Annotated in this window: 16 protein-coding genes; 10 read left to right on the top strand and 6 right to left on the bottom strand. The window is 65.4% G+C overall.

Annotation, left to right across the window (positions count from 1 at the left end):
- Positions 1 to 149: 149 nt before the first annotated feature.
- The 10 genes from CFB82_RS25420 (at position 150) to CFB82_RS25370 (ending at position 11485) form a co-directional block, all read left to right on the top strand.
- A complete protein-coding gene (locus CFB82_RS25420) occupies positions 150 to 1175 on the top strand; it encodes an MDR family NADP-dependent oxidoreductase (protein ID WP_089485772.1) in 1026 nt (341 codons plus the stop codon).
- 159 nt (positions 1176 to 1334) lie between these two features.
- Positions 1335 to 2525 carry a 5-aminolevulinate synthase gene (gene hemA, locus CFB82_RS25415; RefSeq protein WP_089485771.1) on the top strand — a complete coding sequence of 397 codons (1191 nt, stop codon included), beginning with the start codon at positions 1335 to 1337 and terminating at the stop codon, positions 2523 to 2525.
- A 17-nt stretch (positions 2526 to 2542) separates the two neighbouring features.
- A complete protein-coding gene (locus tag CFB82_RS25410) occupies positions 2543 to 3376 on the top strand; it encodes a TauD/TfdA dioxygenase family protein (RefSeq protein WP_089485770.1) in 834 nt (277 codons plus the stop codon).
- Positions 3373 to 4341, top strand: coding sequence for a 3-oxoacyl-ACP synthase III family protein (locus CFB82_RS25405; RefSeq protein ID WP_089485769.1), 969 nt, complete (start codon positions 3373 to 3375; stop codon positions 4339 to 4341). Before CFB82_RS25410 ends, CFB82_RS25405 begins: the two co-directional genes overlap by 4 nt.
- Complete coding sequence (locus CFB82_RS25400; RefSeq protein ID WP_089485768.1) at positions 4338 to 5495, top strand: ATP-grasp domain-containing protein; 1158 nt, start codon at positions 4338 to 4340, stop codon at positions 5493 to 5495. The genes CFB82_RS25405 and CFB82_RS25400 overlap by 4 nt, the downstream gene beginning before the upstream one ends.
- A gap of 49 nt (positions 5496 to 5544) precedes the next feature.
- Positions 5545 to 7425: a phenylacetate--CoA ligase family protein gene (locus CFB82_RS25395; protein WP_089485767.1), complete on the top strand. Its 1881-nt coding sequence runs from the start codon at positions 5545 to 5547 to the stop codon at positions 7423 to 7425.
- Positions 7422 to 8627, top strand: coding sequence for a pyridoxal-phosphate-dependent aminotransferase family protein (locus tag CFB82_RS25390; protein ID WP_256990467.1), 1206 nt, complete (start codon positions 7422 to 7424; stop codon positions 8625 to 8627). Before CFB82_RS25395 ends, CFB82_RS25390 begins: the two co-directional genes overlap by 4 nt.
- Complete coding sequence (locus tag CFB82_RS25385; protein WP_089485766.1) at positions 8620 to 9837, top strand: MFS transporter; 1218 nt, start codon at positions 8620 to 8622, stop codon at positions 9835 to 9837. Before CFB82_RS25390 ends, CFB82_RS25385 begins: the two co-directional genes overlap by 8 nt.
- Positions 9838 to 10410: 573 nt before the next feature.
- The gene (locus tag CFB82_RS25375; protein WP_089485764.1) at positions 10411 to 10866 is read left to right on the top strand and encodes a VOC family protein; all 456 of its coding nucleotides are present in this window, start codon (positions 10411 to 10413) and stop codon (positions 10864 to 10866) included.
- A gap of 40 nt (positions 10867 to 10906) precedes the next feature.
- Positions 10907 to 11485: a hypothetical protein gene (locus CFB82_RS25370; protein ID WP_089485763.1), complete on the top strand. Its 579-nt coding sequence runs from the start codon at positions 10907 to 10909 to the stop codon at positions 11483 to 11485.
- 35 nt (positions 11486 to 11520) lie between these two features.
- Here the strand turns inward: CFB82_RS25370 and CFB82_RS25365 are convergent, their stop codons facing one another.
- From CFB82_RS25365 to CFB82_RS25340, 6 genes are all read right to left on the bottom strand, one after another.
- Positions 11521 to 12429 carry an ABC transporter ATP-binding protein gene (locus CFB82_RS25365; protein ID WP_089485762.1) on the bottom strand — a complete coding sequence of 303 codons (909 nt, stop codon included), beginning with the start codon at positions 12427 to 12429 and terminating at the stop codon, positions 11521 to 11523.
- Between the two features lie 45 nt (positions 12430 to 12474).
- Complete coding sequence (locus CFB82_RS25360; RefSeq protein WP_089485761.1) at positions 12475 to 13449, bottom strand: ABC transporter permease; 975 nt, start codon at positions 13447 to 13449, stop codon at positions 12475 to 12477.
- 64 nt (positions 13450 to 13513) lie between these two features.
- The gene (gene atzF, locus CFB82_RS25355) at positions 13514 to 15424 is read right to left on the bottom strand and encodes an allophanate hydrolase (protein ID WP_089485760.1); all 1911 of its coding nucleotides are present in this window, start codon (positions 15422 to 15424) and stop codon (positions 13514 to 13516) included.
- Positions 15421 to 19011: an urea carboxylase gene (uca, locus tag CFB82_RS25350; RefSeq protein ID WP_089485759.1), complete on the bottom strand. Its 3591-nt coding sequence runs from the start codon at positions 19009 to 19011 to the stop codon at positions 15421 to 15423. The genes atzF and uca overlap by 4 nt, the downstream gene beginning before the upstream one ends.
- A gap of 79 nt (positions 19012 to 19090) precedes the next feature.
- Positions 19091 to 19747 (bottom strand): urea amidolyase associated protein UAAP2, encoded by a 657-nt coding sequence (locus tag CFB82_RS25345; RefSeq protein WP_089485758.1) that lies wholly within the window; start codon positions 19745 to 19747, stop codon positions 19091 to 19093.
- Positions 19748 to 19760: 13 nt separating this feature from the next.
- Positions 19761 to 20516: an urea amidolyase associated protein UAAP1 gene (locus tag CFB82_RS25340; RefSeq protein WP_089485757.1), complete on the bottom strand. Its 756-nt coding sequence runs from the start codon at positions 20514 to 20516 to the stop codon at positions 19761 to 19763.
- Between the last annotated feature and the right edge of the window lie 6 nt (positions 20517 to 20522).

The raw sequence follows: 20522 nt of genomic DNA, 5'->3' as shown, positions 1-20522 counted from the left end.
TACAGCCCGGAGCTCAATCGCATCGAGAAACTGTGGCACAAGATGAAATATGAGTGGCTGGCCTTCAAGGCGCGTGACATCCAAACCCTTGAAGAAGACGTCGATACGGTCCTTCAAGGATTCGGATCAAATTATAGATTTACTTTCTGTTGAGAGCTTATCAACCGTCCCACAATACGCTGGTCCATCAGGTCGAACGGCCGCATGGAGAACCACGCCGAGCGCATTTCCGTTTCGTCCGGCAGCCGCTGGCGCCGTTGGCGCCCGGCGAAGTCCTGGTGAGAAACGTGCATTTCTCGGTCGACCCGTATATGCGCGAATGCATGGACGGCGACTGGGCGCTGCATGCGCCGCTGGAAGGACGGACCATCGGCCGGGTCCTGCACAGCACCGACGCATCGATTCGCCCCGGCGACTGGGTGTTCCATCGTCAGGGGTGGCGCACCTATGCCCAGGTGCCGGCGCAAGCGCTGCGGGTGATCCGGCCCGCCGAGGGGGTGCCGCTCACCGCCTGGCTGAGCATCCTGGGCGGCACCGGATTGACCGCCTGGGTCGCGCTGACCCGCATCGTCCGCCTGCAGGCCGGTGAATCCCTGTACGTATCGGCCGCGGCCGGCGGCGTCGGTACCGCGGCAGGCCAGTTCGCGAAACTGCTCGGTGCGAGCCGGATCGTCGGAAGCACCAGCAACGAGCACAAGGCGCGGCAATTGACGAGCGGCCTCGGTTATTCCGATGCGTTCGTTTATCGGCCGGGGCAAGTCGGCGCGCAATTGCGCGAACGAATTCCCGAAGGGTTCGACGTCTACCTGGACAACGTGGGCGGCGAGCAACTCGAAGCGGCAATTGCCGTCCTGAAAGACCACGGGCGCGCGGCACTGATCGGCGCGGTCGCGCAATACAGCGCGCTGCAGCCGCCTGCCGCCCCACGCAATCTGTTCGACGTGGTGGGCAAGAGCCTGACGCTGCAGGGTTTCCTCGTGAAGGACTACACCCATCTGCAGCAGGAACTCGAGGCATTCGCCATTCCTCACCTCCAGCGCGGCGACATCGTCGCCCCGGAGACGATCACGAAGGGCTTCGACAATATCGTCGAGGCGTTTCTCGCGATGCTTTCGGGCGGCAATCTCGGCAAGGCCATTGTCAGTGTCGATACCGACGATGCCGGTGCGCGCTGATTCTTGTGCCGGGATCGACTGCCAGTAATCAGTAATTCAAATAAAAACGATTGCCAACTCCAGTCGAGGCATCTTGATTCGGTCAATTAATGATTTTCCATTCCGGCGACCAAGCGCCGGCCATAGCTTTCGTACTGGATACAACCAAGGGTGGGAATAATGTCTACGGTTGAAGCGAAACTCAACTACGCCGAAGTGTTCGGCGATGTACTGGATCAACTCAAATCGACGGATGCCTATCGCCATTTTCTGACTTTCTCACGCAGCGCCGGTCATTTCCCGTTGGCGAACTACCAGGGAAAGACGATCGAAGTGTGGTGCAGCAATGACTACTTGGGCATGGGGCAGCACGAAAAGGTGATTGCGTCGTTCCGGCATGCGCTGGAGCAGTTCGGCGCGGGCTCTGGAGGGTCACGCAACATTTCCGGCAATACCGGCGCGCACGTCGATCTGGAGCAGCACCTGGCCCGGCTGTACGGCCGAGACAGCGCGTTGATCTTCAACAACGGCTATCTGGCCAATACGGAAAGCCTGAGCGTGCTCGTTTCCGTGCTCAGCGACGCGGTCGTGTACTCCGACGCGTTCAATCATCGCTCGATGATCGAGGGCATCAGGAAGTTCAAGGGCAAGAAATATATCTTCAAGCACAACGATCTCGTTGATCTCGAACGCGGCCTGGCCGCCGAACCGTTCGAGCGACCGAAGCTGATCGTCTTCGAATCGGTGTATTCGATGGACGGCGACGTGGCACCCGTGAAGGAGATCGTGCGGCTCGCGAAGCGATACAACGCACTGACCTATATCGACGAAACCCATTCGGTCGGCGTGTTCGGCCCCAAGGGGCTGGGCCTGTGCGAAGCGCTGGACGAACATGGTGTCGACTTCATCCAGGGTGGTTTCGGCAAGGCAATCGGCACCTCCGGCGGTTTCGTCGTGGGTGCTCGCGATGCCGTCGACTGCATCCGCAGCCTGTCGCCGGGCTTCATCTTCACGACTTCGTTGCCACCGGCCCTGATGGCCGCGACGCGCACGAGCATCGACCACATCGTCGGCGACACGGCACGCCGCGAGACGCTGTTCAGGAACGTCGCCTATCTGAAAGCCGCGTTGCGCCGGCACCAGGTCGACTTCGTCGATGCCGAGAGCCATATCGTTCCGATCATCATCCCCGGCCTGGAAAAGATCAAAAGGGTTTCGCGAACGCTGTTGACCGACCACCAGATCTATGTTCAGCCGATCAACTTCCCGTCCGTTCCGCGAGGCCAGGAACGTTTTCGCGTGACCGTGACGCCAGACCATTCCACCGCACAGATCGACCGGTTCGTGGCGGCACTCGAATCCACCATCTGATCCAGACAGGGAACATCATGCAAATCAAGCCAGTCAGCGATTATGTCGGCGCCGAAATCCACGACATCTCGATCCGCGATATCCGCAACCCGGAGATCCGCGAGCAAGTGCTGCAGGCCCTGCACGACAACGAACTGCTGATATTCAAGGATCTCGAGATCTCCCCGGGCGAACAGGTGGAACTCGCACGCCTGATCGGCGAACCGGTGCCCTTCGTCACGAGTCAGTACCGCCACCCTGAGCATCCTGAGATCATGATCTCGTCGAACGAGGTGGTGAACGGAAAGGCGTATGGCGTACCGCGCGTGGGTAATTTCTGGCATCAGGATTCGTCATATACCGATAACCCCACCACCTATACGCTATTGCACGGCATCACCATTCCGGCGTCGAGCGGCGATACGCTGTTTTCCAGCGCCCGCGATGTCTATGCCCGCCTGCCCGATACGTGGAAGAGAAAGATCGAAGGCCGCCAGGCGGTCCACACGGTGCGCAAGCGCTTCAAGGCCCGCCCGGAACACGTAGGCTATTCGATCGCCGAGATCATGCAGCACGCGGAAAAGCTGCATCCGCCGGTCACGCATGACCTGGTCAAGGTCGACGCGCGAACCGGGCGGCCGTACCTGTATGGCGCCAGGGACTACCTCGATTACGTGATCGGCTTCGACGCGAACGAAAACCAGGACTTCCTGACGCTGCTGGAAGAACTGGTGACAGACAGCCGCTACGTCTACCGCCACCGGTGGACCAAAGGCGATCTGCTGTTGTGGAAGACGGAAACCGCCTATCACGCGGTCACGCCCGTCGAAGACAATCATGCACGCACCGTGCATCGCGTGGCGGTGAAATGAGCAGCGCTGTCGGCGTAACCGATTTCGAGACGCTGGTGCCCGCGCTCACCGTCTCGCGCCAGGACCTCGTGCGCTGGTCGGGGCTGGAGCCCGGCGACCTGGACGAGATTCTTCCGGCGTCGGCGGTATCGGTGTTCGACGCCGATATCCCTGACTGGCGGTACGCGGCCCAGGTAGCCGCCACCGTGATCGAGCGGCAAGCCGTCGATACGAAACGGATCGGTTGGGTGATCTACTGCGGGTCGGGCGTCTGGGATGCGCCGTTCTGGTCGCCTGCCGCGAAAGTCGCGTCCGAACTCGGCTTGACGCACGCGCATTGCTTCGAGGTCGTCAACTTCTGCAACGCTGGCGCGACCGGCCTGTCCATTGCGCGCGACAAGGTGGCCGCGCGGCCGGGTCATCTTGCGCTCGTCATCATCTGCGACCGCCTGAGCCGCGTCATCGACCGGTCCGACGCGCAATCGCGCGCATTGTTCAACTTCGGGGACAGCGCCACCGCCGTGCTGGTCGGTACGGACCGCCCGCTGCTGACACTGCGGGGTGACGAGATGCGCACCGACCCTTCGTGGTGCGACATGTATCGCGGCCGGCTGCACGACAGCCGAACCCTGGTGCGAAAGCACTACGAACGCCGAGGCCTGAAACGGCGCTACATCGATGCGTTCGTGGAACTGCTCGGCCTCTGCCTGTCTGGTGCCTCCGTGGCGATCGAGCAGTTGCGCTACCTGCTCATCAACCAGGGCGATCGGGACGTCCACGAGAGTTTGCTGAAAACCCTCGATCTTCCGGCGGAGCGAAGTGTCTTCAACTACCACCTCGACGGCCATCTCGGCGGCGGCGACAACTGGATTGCACTGCGTCAGTTGTTCCAGGCAGGCCGGTTGCAGCGCGGAGATATCGTCGCGATGGCAACCAGCGCGATGGGGTTCAGCTGGGGCATGTCGCTCCTGGAGGTGTCGCAATGAAAATCCTGATCCTGCACCAGGCACCGTTCAAGAAGATGCGCTACGACCTCGTGCTCGACCATCGCGAACACGACCTCACCTATATCGGGCTCGACAAACACCTGCGCGATCTGCCGGACGGACTGGCATGCCGTCGGATCGTCCTGCCACCGGACGCCGACGACGACCTCGTTCAGGCGGTACTGGCGCGCGTATCCCCCGACGACGGCTTCCGTTCCGTGATCGCGCTATCCGAATACGGCATCCTCGAAGCGTGCCGGATTCGGGCAGCACTCGGTATCGCCGGCCCGGCGTACGAACAGATCGAACTGGTGCGCGACAAGGTCAAGATGAAACGGCGCATCGCCGAAGTCGGCTCGATACGCTATCCGCGCTTCATCGAGCGGGCCGAGGACGTGGCGACGCGAAGATGGAGCGGCAGGACGATCAGCAAGCCGCGCGATGGCGCATCGAGCCGCGGCATCGTGGTCCATGACAGTTTCGACGCCGCGATAGACCACCTCGAACGTCACGATGGCTGGGGCAGCCATGAAATCGAGGAATATGTCGACGCGCCGCTCTACCACTTCGACGGCGTGGTGGTGGACGGCAAGATCGAACATTTCCTGCCGAGCCGCTATATCAATACGCCGCTCGCCTACCTGTCCGGCGAGCCGGTCGGCTCGTTCCAGGTCGAGCAGAGCCCGGTATTCGATGCGTTCGCGCATCAGGTCGTCGAGGCCCTGGGGATCCGCCACGGCTGTATCCATATCGAGGCCTTCTTCGACGGCGAGACCTGCATTTTCCTCGAGGCCGCCAACCGTCTGGGCGGTGCCCGCATCGTCGAAACCCATCAGTTGCGCACTGGCGTTCACCTGCCGTCGATCGAACTCAGCGACTACCTGAAGCTGCCGGCTCCGGCGGCTGCCGCATCGTCCCCGGCGTACTACGGCTTCCTCCTCTACCCCGGCCATCATCGCCCCGACCTGCCCGAACTCGTCGTGCCGGACGATGTCGCGCGAAGCCCACTACTGATCGAGCTTCAGCGCAATGACCGGCCGGTGGAGCAACTGACCTACGACGAAGCGCAGATTCCGCTGTCGCTGGTGGCTCGCGCCGATTCGCCGGAACAGCTCGAGCACTTTCTCGGCCACTGTCTGCGGCGTATCGCTTAGCCCGGCATCCTCTGACCGCCTCGTTCAATCGCTTGCCCGAACCCTCACCATGCACGACATTACCGATCGCATCATCACCCTCTCGTCACTCTTCGACGCACTTCGGAAGCAAACCGACTGGCGTCGTCAACTGACTCCGCGACAAGTCGGTGAAATTACCGCCCTGTTCGATCCTGTCGCACTCAAGCAAGCTGTCTGGCGTGGCCTCGGCAACCTGCACGCGCTGCCGTGGATCTACCACGCCGATCGCAACGACGTCACGGAACTGCGCCCGCGCGGCGTCGTTACAATCACCGGCTACAGCCTGCAGGCTCAGTGGCGCGGTGTTCTGCTGGCCTGGCTGACCGGGAATCGGGTGGCGGTGGAAAGCGAGTTCGTTTCGTTCTGGGAGGCTGTCGCAGAGGTCGCGGCGCAGCAACGCACCTTCTTGCCGTTCGTGTTTTCGCTGAACCCTGAACCTGACGATGGTTCGCTGCGCGTAGAAGTGCCGCCGCTGCATTTGCCGGACGACGGCAATGCCGAAGATCCCGGCGCAATCCGTTATCGAATCGGCCCGGGAACTGCCGTGCCTTATCCGCTGGAACTGGATTTGTCGCATTCGTGGAGCGCCGTGCTGGTCGAAAAAACCTACCTGGCCGGCACGTCGCTCACCGACGCGCGCCGCCAGGCGAGCACGGCCAGCCGATCGCTGCGCCTCGACAGCCGGGTGCGCTTTCTTTTTCACGAGATCCGGCAGCTTCCCTACTATCGCGGGCTGACGCTCCCCGACACGATCTCGACCTTCGGCGATTTTCCGGTGCTGGACAAGGCCACGCTCGAGGCTCATTCGCCGCCTTACGGAAACGGCATGGGGTCCGGCGCGCTGCCGACCGGCGAAGTCCTGGTATCGGGCTCCAGCGGCGGAAAGAAACGCTACATTCCCTATTCACGTCATGACTGGCAAAGCATGCTGCAGGAAGCCGTGCAGATGTTGTACGACTCCGGTTTGACACCGGGCGACAAGGTCGTCAACACGCTGTACGGCGGACATTTGTACGGCGGCATGTTGACCAGTTCCCAGGAACTCGCCCTGATGCCCGTCGAGTCCTATACGGTCGGGCAAAACGTGACACCGGAAGAACTGGTCCATTTGCGCCAGGCGTTCGGCATCAACGTCGTGATCGGCATTCCCAGCCTGCTCGAAACGCTGCTGGACGGCGCCAAGCGGATTGATCCCGCATTCCGGATCGAGAAGGTCATCTATGGCGGTGCGGCCTGGCAGGAAAGCCGCAAGCGGTGGTTGAAGACCGAGTTCGGCGTCAGCGTGGTTCGCAGCATCCTTGCGGCCAACGATGGCGCGCAGATCGGCTACCAGCCCGAAGATCTCGGCGGCACCGTACATCTGCTGGTCGACGACTACAACTATGTCGAGATCGTCGACGACGACGGTAAGCCGGTGCCCGATGGTCAGCAGGGCCACATCCTGATCACCAACTGGCAGAAGTTCGAATACCCGCTCGTCCGGTACCGGATCGGCGATCTGGGCCGAATCGTCGCGCACTCGCAAGGGCGCGCGCTGGAGTATCTGGGGCGCGGCGACGGGCTGATCATCCTCAATGGCCGACAGGCGCTCTATCACCAGGAAATCGTCGACGCTCTGGCACATGTGCCGATCATCCAGTTGCAATTGAGCATCCGCCGCCAGCGGCAATACGAAACGCTGCAAGTCAATGTCGAGTCGCCGGAACACCTCGACACGCGCGGGCTGACAAAGCATCTGATCGATACGCTGCCAGCCTTGCAATCGTACGACATGGTGTCCGACCAGTTGCTGCAATTCGAGGTGGAGGTCGTCCAGTTGGCGCAGGGCACGCTGACGCGCAACCCTGTCAGCGGCAAGGTACGTCTCGTCGAGGACCATCGCCAGAGCGACCTGGAGACAGCGTCGTGATCGAAGCGAGATCCTATCCTGCCCTGCAGCAGGGCCTGTTTCAGCGCGAGGTGTTGCTGATGGGTGCGGGCCCCGTCCCGCAACCGCTCTCGGTACGGCAGGCCAATATGCATGTCGCAAGCCATCTCGGCCCGGACATGAACGACGTGCTCGATCAACTGAAGGACATGGCGCGTTATGCGTTTCAGACCGCAACGCCGTGGATTTTCGGCCTGGCCGGCCCCGGCTCGGCTGCCGGCGAAATGGCGCTCGCCAACCTGGTGAACGCCCGATCGCGCGTCCTCGCCATCGTCGGCGGTCATTTCGGCGCGCGTCTGGCCGAGATGGCCACGCGCCTGCAATCGGGCGTGGAGGTCTTCCAGTTCGACGGTCGCGCGCGCTTCCCGATCGAGCAGTTCCAGCAGCATCTGGCGCGGTACCGGCCGGGCCTCGTCACGGTGGTGCACGGCGAAACTTCGTCGACCACGATCAATCACGCGCTGCCGCAGATTGCGGCGCTGTGCCGCCAATACGAGGCCCTGAGCGTGGTCGACGCGGTGTGCACGGTGGGCACCACGGCGTTGCCGATGGATGCATGGCAACTCGACGTGGTGTTTTGCGGCGGTCAGAAGGGACTGTCGGCGATCCCCGGCGTGTCGCTGATCGCCTTTTCCGCCAATGCCTGGCAACGCGTCGCGAAGCGCGACTTCAAGCCCGCCCACTGGTGCCTCGACGCCGCCCTGGCACATGCGTTCTGGCACGAGCACCGCTACCACTACACGGCCCCCGTCAACGGTCTGTTCGCGTTGCACGAGGCGCTGCGCCTGCTGAACGAGGAGACCTTGCCGACCCGTATCGAGCGGCATCGTTCGTGTTCGACGGCCGTGCAGGAGGCACTCCTCGAACTGAACCTGACGCTGGCCGCGCCCCCGCCAACCCGTCTGCACTCGGTGATCGGCTTTCATCTGCCCAGCGGGATTCAACCGGACGCGTTCGTCGCGCGCTTGCGCGACCAGCATCGCATCGAGATCTCGACCTCCTTCGGCCTGCCGCTACTGCGCATCGGCCAGATGGGGGAACAGTGTCGCCCGCAGGCCGTACTGCGCCTCGTGGCCGCACTCGGCCACTGCTTGCGGCAAGCGGGCCGGGAACTGGACATCGACGGGATCGTGGACGAAACCGAGGCTCGGCTCGCTTCGCGGGAGCTGATGCCGAATGACTGACGCCCCAGTACTGCGGCCGCTACTCTCGCTGGCCTTCCTGCTGAACTTCAGCCGGGCATTGACGTTCACTTTTTTCCCAATCTACCTGTCGACGAGCCTCGGGTTCTCGGCCGTGCAGGTCGGTTATGCGCTCGGGTGCTCCGTGATGATCGCGACGCTCGGAGGCATTTACTGCGGGATCCTGGTGGACCGATTCACGCCGTTGCGCGCATTGCTGCTGGTCATTGCGACATCTGCCGCGATCTATGCGCTCATTCCGATGACAGCGCGATTCTCGTTGATTTTCGCGTGCCTGGTGGCCATCGAACTGGCATTTACCACGATGCATCTGTCGATCAAGTCCCTGCTCACCGGGATTCTGCCGGAACAGCAGCGCAGCGCCGCCTTCTCGGCCAATTACACGATCATCAATCTGGCGTTCTGCACGGCGCCGGTGGCCGGGCTCGCTCTCAGCCACTGGTCGGCCCTGGCACCGATGCTCGTTTCTGCCGCATTGAACCTGATCGCGCTGGCCGTTTTAATCGCCTGCGCGCGACGCTACCGCACCGTTGCGAACCTGGCTGTTCCGCAGGCCGGATCGCAACCGCCGTTGAGGGTAATCGTGGCCGTGCTGGCAGGCGATAGGCGGCTGCAGTTGTTCACCCTCGGAGGGCTGTTCAGCTCTCTCGTCTACGCAAGATTCACGACCTATCTGTCGCAGTATGTCGGGCACGCGACGGACACGGCTCGGGCCGAGACGCTGATTTCATTTGCCACGGCCGTCAATGCCGCTACCGTTATCCTGCTGCAATACCTGGTAGGCAGCCGGATTTCCCATCGGAACATGCTCGCGGCCGTGATGGCCGGCAGTGTCATGCTGATCGCAGGGTTGCTCGTTTACGAGCATTCAATGCTGGTTGCCTTCTGGATCGTCGGCACGCTCATCTTTACGCTCGGCGAGATCCTGATCGTGCCGTCGGAATTCATGTTTGTCGATTCGATCGCCCGCAACGACATGAAGGGGGCCTATTTCGGCGTTCAGAACATCTCGATGCTGGGTGGCGGATTGAATACCATCCTGTGCGGATTTCTGCTCAACAGCCGAGTCGGGGCGCACGCATTGTTTTACATCATGGCCTGCTTTGCCGCGACAGGCTGCTTGTTCTATATCGCAGGCGTGCGACATCGAGCGGGGACGCAACGTATCGAGCAGGCGAATATCGAAGCCTGACCTCCGGCGTCGGGCGCGCCGCGATATCCCGATGTCGCGTTCCGGTTTGCAGGTTCATCGCCGGCGCCGGTGAAAAGCCCGGCGATGAACACCTCCTGAAGTCCAGCCCCCCGCCGCATGCACCCGCGGCCGCGACCTGCAGCGAGACCGCTTCGCTACCCATCGCCCCGGCGCGCTGTACCCCGACGGGCCGATCGCCCGACCAGCCGGCCGGCAGCGAGATCTCCGGCGGCGGCGGGCAGGATGCTCGAATGACCGAACCAGGCGCGGTCGAAGTCGATGTGCTCGTTCATCAGCAGCAGGAACCGCCGGTCGAATTCGTCGACGTGCGCCGCCCTTCCCCGACACGCTCGATTCGTTTGTAGAATCAGCGCGTTAGCCGTTCACGGCACGGCAAAAGACACGATTTCTCGGCTGCCGTCCCGGCGACGCCCCTGCGGCCCGTCATCGCCTCGGTCCGGGCGTCGTATCAGCCGTTTCCGAGTCAGGTGCGGCGGTAAATTTTGTTCAAGAGCAACCCCGCGAGGCCCGACAGGATCGAGCGACACCCACACCCCCAAACCGGAGGGCACCATGGCGATTCACGAAGTGTTTCCCTATTTGCGCGCCAAGCGCGCGGACGACGCCATCGCGTTCTATGCGAAGGCGTTCGGCGCGCAGGAGAAATTCCGTCTCGTCGAGCCGTCGGGACGCATCGGCCACGCGGAATTGCAGCTCGGGCCGTGCACGCTGATGATCTCGGACGAGTTCCCCGAATACGATATCTTCGCGCTCGACCCGGACGGCAAGGCGCCGATGTCGCTTCACCTGCACGTCGACGACGCCGACGCGACGATCGCCGCCGCGCTCGCGGCCGGTGCGCAGCTGACACGCGCGATCCAGGACCAGTTCTACGGCGAGCGTTCCGGCAAGATTCGCGACCCGTTCGGTTACGATTGGCTGATCGGGCATACGATCGAAGCGGTCGAACCCGATGAAATGCAGCGGCGTTACACCGCGCTGCTGTCCGGCGACCAGCCGAAAACCTGAATGGCGCACCGCGCGCCGGTCGATCACCCCGACATTCGCGATGCACTATCACCCCGACGACATCTACCGGCTCTACCGAAGCGTACCGACGCTGCTGCTGAACCGTCCCGCGCCGGCCGAACAATTTCTGGCCGCTGCCGTCGAGACCGGAGCCGAACTCGGGCACGTGCTGCGCGACTACCCGCAGGTCCGCTATCAGCCGCTCGACTTCCACTACCTGTGCCAGCAAAGCCTGTCCGTGCTGGACGACGCGCTGCTGGCCGACCTCACGCACGACGAGGAACATGGATGGCGCGGCGCGCAGTGGGCCGCGCTGTTGATCGCGTTATCGGGCGACGCGCGCCATCTGCCGCACCTCGACGCAGTCAGGCGCCATCGCGGCGTCGAGTGGACGGCCGGGCTTGCCGACGCCGCCGTCCACCCGGAGGCCGCGTCCGGCGGTTTTCGCTGCTGCCGGCTGATCGTCGACCTCCGGACTCAGCTCGCATCACTGCCGCGCGTCGCCGTGCGCCTGCGGAAGCCACCCCCGCCGGAAATCGTCGCGGCCACGGCAGCGGCCGTCCGGGCCGCGTATCGCCGCGGCGATGTCGCGAAGGCGCTGGCAATCGCCCGCAGCTAGATTCGTCGCAACCGTCCGACCGCTTTCTTCACGGCTTACTCGACGTTGTCCGACACATCGGTCATGCGGATCATGTGCGGCCTCACGCCGTCGTCGATGGCCACCGCCTCCTTCGGATGGATCAGCGACTCGAGCCGCGCCTTCGTCGCGATGAACTCGGGCGTATTGACCTGCGAATAGTCGCGCGGCCGTGGTACGGGCACCTCGATCAGTTCCTGCACCGCCCCCGGGTTCGCCTTCAGCACGAGAATCCGGTCCGCCAGGAAGATCGCCTCGTCGAGATCGTGCGTGATGAACAGGATCGTCACGTCGATGTTGCGCCAGATGTCGAGCAGGTGCGTCTGCATCCTCGCCCGCGTCTGCGCGTCGAGCGCGCCGAACGGCTCGTCCATCAGCAGGATGCGTGGACGGTTCGCGAGTGCACGGGCGATCGCCACGCGCTGCTTCATCCCGCCCGACAACTGATGCGGATAGACATCCGCGAACCGCGTCAGCCCGACGAGATCGAGCCACTGCAGCGCTTCGCGTTCGGCCTGGCCGCTGCTGCTGCCGTTCATCCGGAGTCCGAACATCACGTTCTTTTTCACGGTGAGCCACGGAAACAGCGTATAGCCCTGGAACACCATCCCGCGATCGGCGCCCGGCCCCTGCACGGGCTTGCCGTCGAGCAGCACCTCGCCGCTCGTCTGTGCATCGAGCCCGGCCAGGATGCGGATCAGGGTCGACTTGCCGCAACCGGACGGGCCGATCACGCACACGAATTCGCGCCGGTAGGTACGGAAACTGATGTCGTCGAGTGCGGTGCACTCGCCCTGCGGTGTCGCGAAACGCTTGCCGACATGACGCACGTCGAGTATCACGTCGCGGGTTTTCAGGCGGGCGAAGCGCTCGCGCACGGCGTCGGACTGCATCAGGTAATCGGGAACGGCTTGCGGGTTCTGCATGATGGCCTCTGCGGAAATCGGTCGATGGGTGGGCGTCAACGGACGTCACGCGTTCAGCGTGCGATCCCACGGAAACAGCCTGCGGCCGAGCAGCCCGAGCACGATGTCGGTGCCGAGGCCGATGATCCCGATCATCAGGATCGCCGCATACACGTTGTCGAAATGCTGGTAGCGCGCCTGCTGGCTGATGTACCACGTGATGCCCGAGCTCGTGCCGACGAGTTCGGCGACGATCAGGTAGGTCCACGCCCAGCCGAGCAGGATGCGCTGGTCGCGATACAGGTCCGGCAGCACGCCGGGGATCACGACGTGCGTGAGCAGCTTCAGCTTCTTCGTGCCGAGTGTCATCGCGGCCTCGAACAGCCCGTATTCGAGCTTGCGCGTCGTGTTCGCGATGATCAGCACCTGCTGGAACAGCGTCCCGATCACGATGATCGCGACCTTCGGCGCATCGTAGATGCCGAGGATCGCGACCATCAGCGCGCCGAACGCCGGTGCGGGCAAGTAGCGGAAGAACTCAAGGAACGGTTCCTGCAACCGCGCGAGCACACTGAAGGTGCCGCAAACGATGCCGAGCGGCACGCCGATCGCGGATGAAATCACGAAGCCCCAGAAGATGATCCGGATGCTGTGCCACAAGCTCTCGTGCAGCCAGACGCCGTCACGGGATGCCGGCGGGGTCGTGAACGCCGTGTAGAACGCGCGCAGTACCTGATGCGGCGCGGGCAGGTAGACCGGGTTCACGCGCACGCCTTCGGGCACGGCCGCACGGGTCGCTCGCGCATGTGCGAGTTCGTCGTCGAACACGTCGCGATCGATCTGCATGCCGGTCTGGAAATAGTCGACGCTTCCCGGATTCGTGACGCGCATTTGCGGATGCCAGATGAACGGCACATAGCTGATCAGGCACCAGACGGCGAATGGCAGCAGGAAGGACGCCACGCCGAGCGTCCATTTTCCGCGGGTCGTCAGCTCGCGGCGCACGGCGAGCCATCCGGTCGTGTTGCGGGTCATTGGCATGTCAATCTCCGTATCGTTTCAGATGCCGGTCGCGCGCGTGCCGGGGCGCCGCGCGACCGGACGTTCATTGCAATGCGCCTGTGCCGGTCGCGCCGCTCGCACGGTAGGCACGCCAGCCGCCGAAGTGCGTGATGTCCCGCGCGCCGTCCAGCGCCGCGCTTTCACACAGGAAACCCTGCACCCGAGTGCCGTCCGCGAGCGTCAGCGTGCCGATGCCGAGCGGATCGGCAATGCCGGCGACGAAGCTGCCGTAAGCATCGACCGGCATCTCCCAGATCTCGACCGCGATCGACGCGCCGCCGTCCGGCACACGCACGAGCCCCGGCTTGGCGACGCCGCCGGATGCCGCCGCGGACAGCGCGTAGAGACGATAGGCGGGCGCCGTCGTCGTCGCGGCGATGAAACGCCCGCCTCGCTGCGTGAGCTGCCAGTTGAGCGGCTCACCGCTCAGATGCGCGCCGACGACCGCCACCCGAACGACGCCGGATGACGCGCCGGGCGCCGGTGTCGTGGTTGCATACGCGTCGCCGGCGACGTCCGCCTGCAAATCGCCACCCTCACCTGCGCCGCCGCGTTCGTCTGCATCGATCCACACCTGCGCAAGATCGAGCAGCCGCGCATCGTCGTGCGCACGCCCGACGAACGTGATGCCGAACGGCAACCCGGCATGCCGCCCGGTTTCGCAAAGGCCGGCGGGCACCGCGATCGCCGACAGGTCGAGCAGGTTGACGAAGTTCGTGTAATAGCCAAAACGCGAATTGACGCCGATCGGGTCGGCTTCGAGTGCGTCGATGGTCGCCGTCGTCGCCGAAGTCGGCATGACGATCGCGTCCAGTCCGCTCCATGCGCGACCGGCCTCGACGCGCAACGTCGCGAGCGTGTCGAACGCGGCGAACGCATCGGCCGCGCTGAAGCGCGCCGCGCCCCCGACGATTTCGCGGATCACCGGATGCAGCGCGTCCGGTTCCCGCGCGGCGAAGGCGCCGATCGCGGCGAGCCGTTCGGCGACCCACGGGCCTTCGTACAGCAGCCGCGCGGCCGCCAGGAACGCGCTGAAATCGATCTCGACGATCGTCGCCCCGGTCGCGCGCAGGCGTTCGAGCGCGGCACGCCATGCCGCGCCGTACGATTCGTCGCCGAAGAATTGCAGCTGATCGGCGCGCGGCGTGCCGAAGCGCAACTGCCCGAACGGGCGCGCCGGTTGCGCGCGGAGCCCGTCCGTGCCCAGCAGCGGCTGCCATGCGCGTCCGTACGGATCGCCGTCGGTCACGCCGTGCGCGGCGGCGAACACCGTGCGCGCGTCGGCCGCCGAATGCGCGAACACCGACACGCAATCGAGCGACCGGCAGGCCGGCACGACGCCGAGCGTGCTCAACACGCCCTTGGTCGGCTTGAGGCCGACGAGCCCGTGAAACGCGGCCGGCACGCGCCCGGAGCCGGCCGTGTCGGTACCCAGCGAGAACGACGCGACGCCGAGCGCCACGGCCACCGCCGACCCGGAACTCGAGCCGCCCGACGCATAGCGCGGATCGAGCGCATTGCGGCACGCGCCATAAGGCGAGCGCTGGCCCGACAACCCGGTCGCGAACTGGTCCAGGTTGGTCTTGCCGATCGGGATCGCGCCGGCCGCGATCAGCCGCTCGACGACGGGCGCGCTGCGCGCCGGCGTGTACGCGTAGGCCGGGCAGGCTGCCGTCGTCGAGATGCCGGCGAGGTCGATGTTGTCCTTGATCGCGAACGGCACGCCGTACAGCGGCAACGACGCAAGGTCGCGCCCGGCCAGCGCATCGGCAAAGGCCGTCATCTCGGCATGCGTCAGCGGCCGGATCCACGCATGATGCGGATCGCCGGCGTCAAAATGCGCGGCGATCGCGTCGACGAGCGCGTGCGGCGTCAGGTCGCCCGCCGCATAGCGCGCACGCAGCGCGGCGATCGAGCGAACACCGGGCAAAATCGAACGTTCCGTCGTGCTCATGCAACCTCCTCGGCGGCGCCCGCCTTCATCACCATCAGCCGCTGGCCGGCCACCACTGCCGCGCCCGGCGCGCAATCGATCGTCTCGATCGTGCCGTCTTCCGTCGCCGTCACCGCGACCTCCATCTTCATCGACTCGACGATCGCGACGACCTGCCCTTCAGTCACGCGCTCACCGGCTTCGACCAGCACCTTCCACACGCTGCCCGATACGTCTGCAGCGATCGCCCGCTGCGTATCGGCGAGCGCGCCTGCCTCCCGCGCGGCATCCGCATCGCCCTGCGCCGCGTCGCCGACGTATTCGGCATGGCCGGCCACCCGCCACCGTTCGCGCTCTGCTTCGAACGCCGTTTGCTGCGATGTCTTGAACGCGGTGATCGAATCAGCCTCGTCGCGCAGGAAGCGGTTGTATGCGCCGAGATCGAACACCGATTCCTCGATCTTCAGCCCGGCGCGCCCCGCGACGAAATCCGCGCGCAGTTCCGCCAGCTCCGCCTCGCTGACTTCGTAGAAGCGAATCTCGTCGAAGAAGCGCAGCAGCCACGGCTTGCCGGCTTCGAACTCGCGGGTGGTGCGGTGGCGGTTCCACATCTGGACGGTGCGGCCGACGAACTGGTACCCGCCCGGCCCCTCCATCCCGTACACGCACAGATACGCGCCGCCGATGCCGACCGCGTTCTCCGGCGTCCAGGTGCGTGCGGGGTTGTACTTCGTGGTGACGAGCCGGTGGCGCGGATCGATCGGCGTCGCGACCGGCGCACCGAGGTACACGTCGCCGAGCCCCATCACCAGATAACGCGCGTCGAACACGATGCGCTTCACGTCGTCGATGCTGGCGAGGCCGTTGATCCGCCGGATGAACTCGATATTGCTCGGGCACCACGGCGCATCGGGCCGCACCGACTGCATGTAGCGCTCGATCGCCACCCGCGTCGACGGGTCGTCCCACGACAGCGGCAGATGCACGATGCGGTTCGGCACGCGCATGTCGGCGACTTCCGGCAATGCGCGTTCGGCCGCCTGCAGATGCGCGAGCAGCGTGTCGAGCGGCAATATCCGCGCGTCGAACTGCACCTGCAGCGAACGGATGCCCGGCGTCAGGTCGAGCATGCCGGGCAGACGGTGCGCGTCGAGCCAGCACATCAGCGCATGCACGCGAAAGCGCAGGTTCAGGTCGAGCACGAGCGGCCCGTATTCCACCAGCACGTTGCGGTCGCCCGAGCGCCGGTAGACGACGCCGATGCCGCCGCCGGCCGACGGGTCGCGATGCAGCACGCAGTCGTCCGGCGCGCCGGTGGGTGCCGGACGCGCAACCGCGTCGGCGGCAGGCCCGGGCGACACGCGGGCGCGCACGAACTGCACGGTATCGCCCGGCCGCAGTTGCCCGAGCTTCCACAACTCGTCGTGCACGACCGTCACCGGACACACGAAGCCGCCGAGGCTCGGGCCGTCCGGGCCCAGGATCACCGGCATGTCGCCGGTGAAATCGACCGCGCCGATCGCATACGCGTTGTCGTGGATGTTCGACGGATGCAGGCCGGCCTCGCCGCCGTCCGCGCGTGCCCACTGCGGTTTCGGGCCGATCAGCCGGATGCCGGTCCGGCTCGAGTTGTAATGGACCGTCCACTGCGTGCCGTACAGCATCGCGATGTCGTCCGGCGTGAAGAAATCCGGCGCACCGTGCGGGCCGTCGAGCACGCCGAGCGTCCAGGCATGCGTCAGCGCGGGGATGTCCACCGCGGCCAGCGTGGCGCCCGCGTCGCCGCGCCCGGCTTCCGCGTCCAGATGCAGCACGTCGCCCTTGCGCAGCGCACGGCCTGCATGGCCGCCGAACTGGCCGAGCGTGAAGGTCGCCTTGCTGCCGAGATAGTCGGGCACCTGCAGGCCACCTTTCACGACCAGGCATGCGCGCACGCCGGCGCCCGTCACGCCGCCCAGCTTCAGCACCGCGCCTGGCCGCGCACGCAGCACCTGCCAGAACGGAGCGGGCTCGCCATCGAGCGATGCCGCGAGCGGCGCGCCGCCGAGCACGAAGAGCGTCTCGGCGTTGAAGCGCAGCGTCGCGCCGACCATCGTGAATTCCAGCCCGGCCGCGTCGCGCGCGTTGCCGAGCAGCGCGTTCGCGAGCGCGAACGCGCGATCGTCCATCGGCCCGGACGGCGGCACGCCGACGTTCCAGTAGCCGACGCGCCCGGGCGCCTGCTGCACGGTGGTCTGCACGCCGCCGTCGAGCACGTCGATCGTATGCGGGGCGAACGCGAAGCGCGACAGGAAAGCGGTCGTCGATGCGCCTCGCGCGAACGTGTCCGAACCGGCAATCGCGCGCAGATAATCGAGGTTGGTTTCGATGCCGTACAGTTCCGTGCGCGCCAGTGCGCGCTGCAGCGCCGCCAGCGCGTCGCGGCGCGTCTCGCCATGCACGATCAGCTTCGCGAGCAGCGGATCGTAATACGCGCTGATCTCGGTGCCCGCCTCGATCCATCCGTCGACGCGCACGTCGTCCGGAAACGCGACGTGCGTCAGCAGCCCCGCGCTCGGCAGGAACTGCTTGTGCGGATCTTCCGCGTAGAGCCGCACCTGGATGCTCGCGCCACGCGGTGCAACGGCGAGCGTGTCGAGCGGCGGCAGGTCGCCCTCCGCCTGCAGGATCATCCATTCCACGAGATCGATGCCGGTCACTTCCTCGGTCACGCAATGCTCGACCTGCAGCCGCGTGTTCACCTCGAGGAAATAGAATTGGCGCGTATGCGCGTCGAACACGAATTCGACCGTGCCGGCCGACGCATAGCCGACCGCGCGGGCAAGCCGCACCGCGCTCGCGTGCAACGCGGCGCGCTCTTCGTCGGTCAGGCCCGGTGCAGGCGTTTCCTCGATCACTTTCTGGTTGCGCCGCTGCACCGAGCAATCGCGTTCGCCGAGCGCGATCGCATCGCCGCGGCCGTCGCCGAATATCTGCACTTCGATGTGCCGCGCGTGTTCGACGAACTTCTCGAGATACACGCCCGCATGCGCGAAGTTCGCGGCGCCGAGCCGCACGACGGAATCGAACGCCGCTTCGAGCTGCGCGGCATCGCGGCACAGGGACATGCCGATTCCGCCGCCGCCCGCGGTGCTTTTCAGCATCACCGGATAGCCGATCGCGTCGGCTTCGGCGAGCGCCGTCCGTGCATCGTCGAGCAGGCCCGTGCCCGGCAGCAGCGCGACGCCCTGTGCGGCGGCGAGTTCGCGCGCGGTGTGCTTGAGCCCGAACGCGCGCATCTGGTCGCCGCGCGGCCCGATGAAGCGCAGGCCCGCGGCTTCGCATGCGTCGGCGAAACCGGCGTGCTCGGACAGGAAGCCGTAGCCGGGATGCACGGCTTGCGCGCCCGTCTCGCGTGCGGCGGCGAGGATCGCCGCGACGTTCAGGTAGCTGTCCGCCGCCGGCGCGGGGCCGACCCGCACGGCTTCGTCGGCGAGCGCCACATGGCGCGCATCGCGGTCGGCGTCGGAGTAGATCGCGACCGACGCGATCCCGAGGCGCTTCAGCGTGCGGATCACGCGGCATGCGATTTCGCCGCGGTTCGCGACGAGGACTTTCGTGAATCTCATGTTGCCTCCCGCCGGGCCGCCCCAAGGGAGGCAACCGCCCCCTTGGGGGGCAGCGAACGATAGTGAGCGTGGGGGTCGTTCATTCCACCTCCCAGATCGTGAGGCGTACGGGCGTCGGGTTGTAGCCGTTGCACGGGTTGTTGAGCTGCGGGCAGTTCGAGATCAGCACCGTCACGTCCATCTCCGCGCGCATCTCGACGTACTTGCCCGGTGCGGAAATGCCGTCCTCGAAGGTCAGCCCGCCGAGCGGCGTGACGGGCACGTTCATGAAGAAGTTGACGTTGCCGACGAGGTCGCGCTTGGTGAGCCGCGCCCCCGCGCCGCACGTGCAGTGCGCGATGGCATTGAGGAAACTGTCGCGGCAGTTGTGCATGTGCCGCTTGTCGAGCGCATAGCGCACGGTGTTGCTCTCGGCCGCGCACGCGCCGCCTAGCGTGTCATGACGGCCGCAGGTATCGGCGACGATCGTCACCATCGGGTTGCCCCGGCTCGACAGCAGCACGCTGCCCGCGCTCAGGTACAGGTTGCGCTGCGCGCGGATGGTGTCCTGCGCGCTGTAGCGCTCTTCGGGGTCGTCGGACCGGTAGAACAGCGTGTCGACGGCCTGGTTGCCTTCGAGGTCGAGGATGCGGAAGACCTGCCCGCGCTTCAGGTCGCGCAGCCACGGTTCGCCGGCGTTCAGCGTGGTGTCGTGAATGGCATCGCGTGGGTCGAGACGGCTTTCGATGATCGGCATGGCTCGGCTCTCCTTACGCAAACAGGCGATCGGTGTTGGCGAAGCCGCGCACGTTCTCGGCACAGGCGCGGCGGCACGGGTCGTCTTCCGGCGCGGCACCGTCCGCCGGATACGCGCGGTACGCGATCAGCTTCACGGCCTTCGGCGCGTAGTCCGGGCGCGGGTCGAGCGGATGCGGCGCCGTCGAGAACGCCGCCAGCGTGTTCATCTCGAAGCGCAGGTCGAGCGCGCTGCCGGCCGGCGAATGTCCGGCGACGAAATCGAGCGCGCCGTCGTCGCGCGTGTCGAGCTTGCTGAAGAAATTGACGTTCGCGACGAGGTCGCGCGCCGACAGCCCGTATTTCGCGAGTTCGAGCACGAGGCTGTCCCGGCCGTTGCGGATCATCGCGTTGCGATCGGCCTGGTACGACGTCGTGCCGTACTTGTGCGCGAACAGCCGCGCATCGCCGACGCCGCCGAGCGGGTCGTGCCAGCCGAGCGTGTCGGCGGTGATCGACGCGATCACGCGCCCCATGTCGGTGTACAGCGCATGGCCGCGCGTGAGATGCGCGGTGTGCTGCGCCTTCAGCGTGTCGGCCATGTTGTAGCGTTCGAGCGGGTCTTCCTGGCGGTGAAACACGGCAGACAGGTTCGCGCCGCCGTCGACATCGACGACGCGCAGCGCGAGACCGCGGCGCAGGATGCCGGACCAGTGGGTTCCGGCGGGAATGAGCGTTTCCCACACGACGTGTGGCGGCGGGGCAAGGACGGCTTGGGGGCTCGGCGACATGGCGGC

This window comes from Burkholderia sp. HI2714, from assembly GCF_002223085.1.
Classification (GTDB): domain Bacteria; phylum Pseudomonadota; class Gammaproteobacteria; order Burkholderiales; family Burkholderiaceae; genus Burkholderia; species Burkholderia lata_D.
Note: the sequence above shows the minus strand (reverse complement) of the source record. Positions and strands in the feature narration are given on the sequence as shown.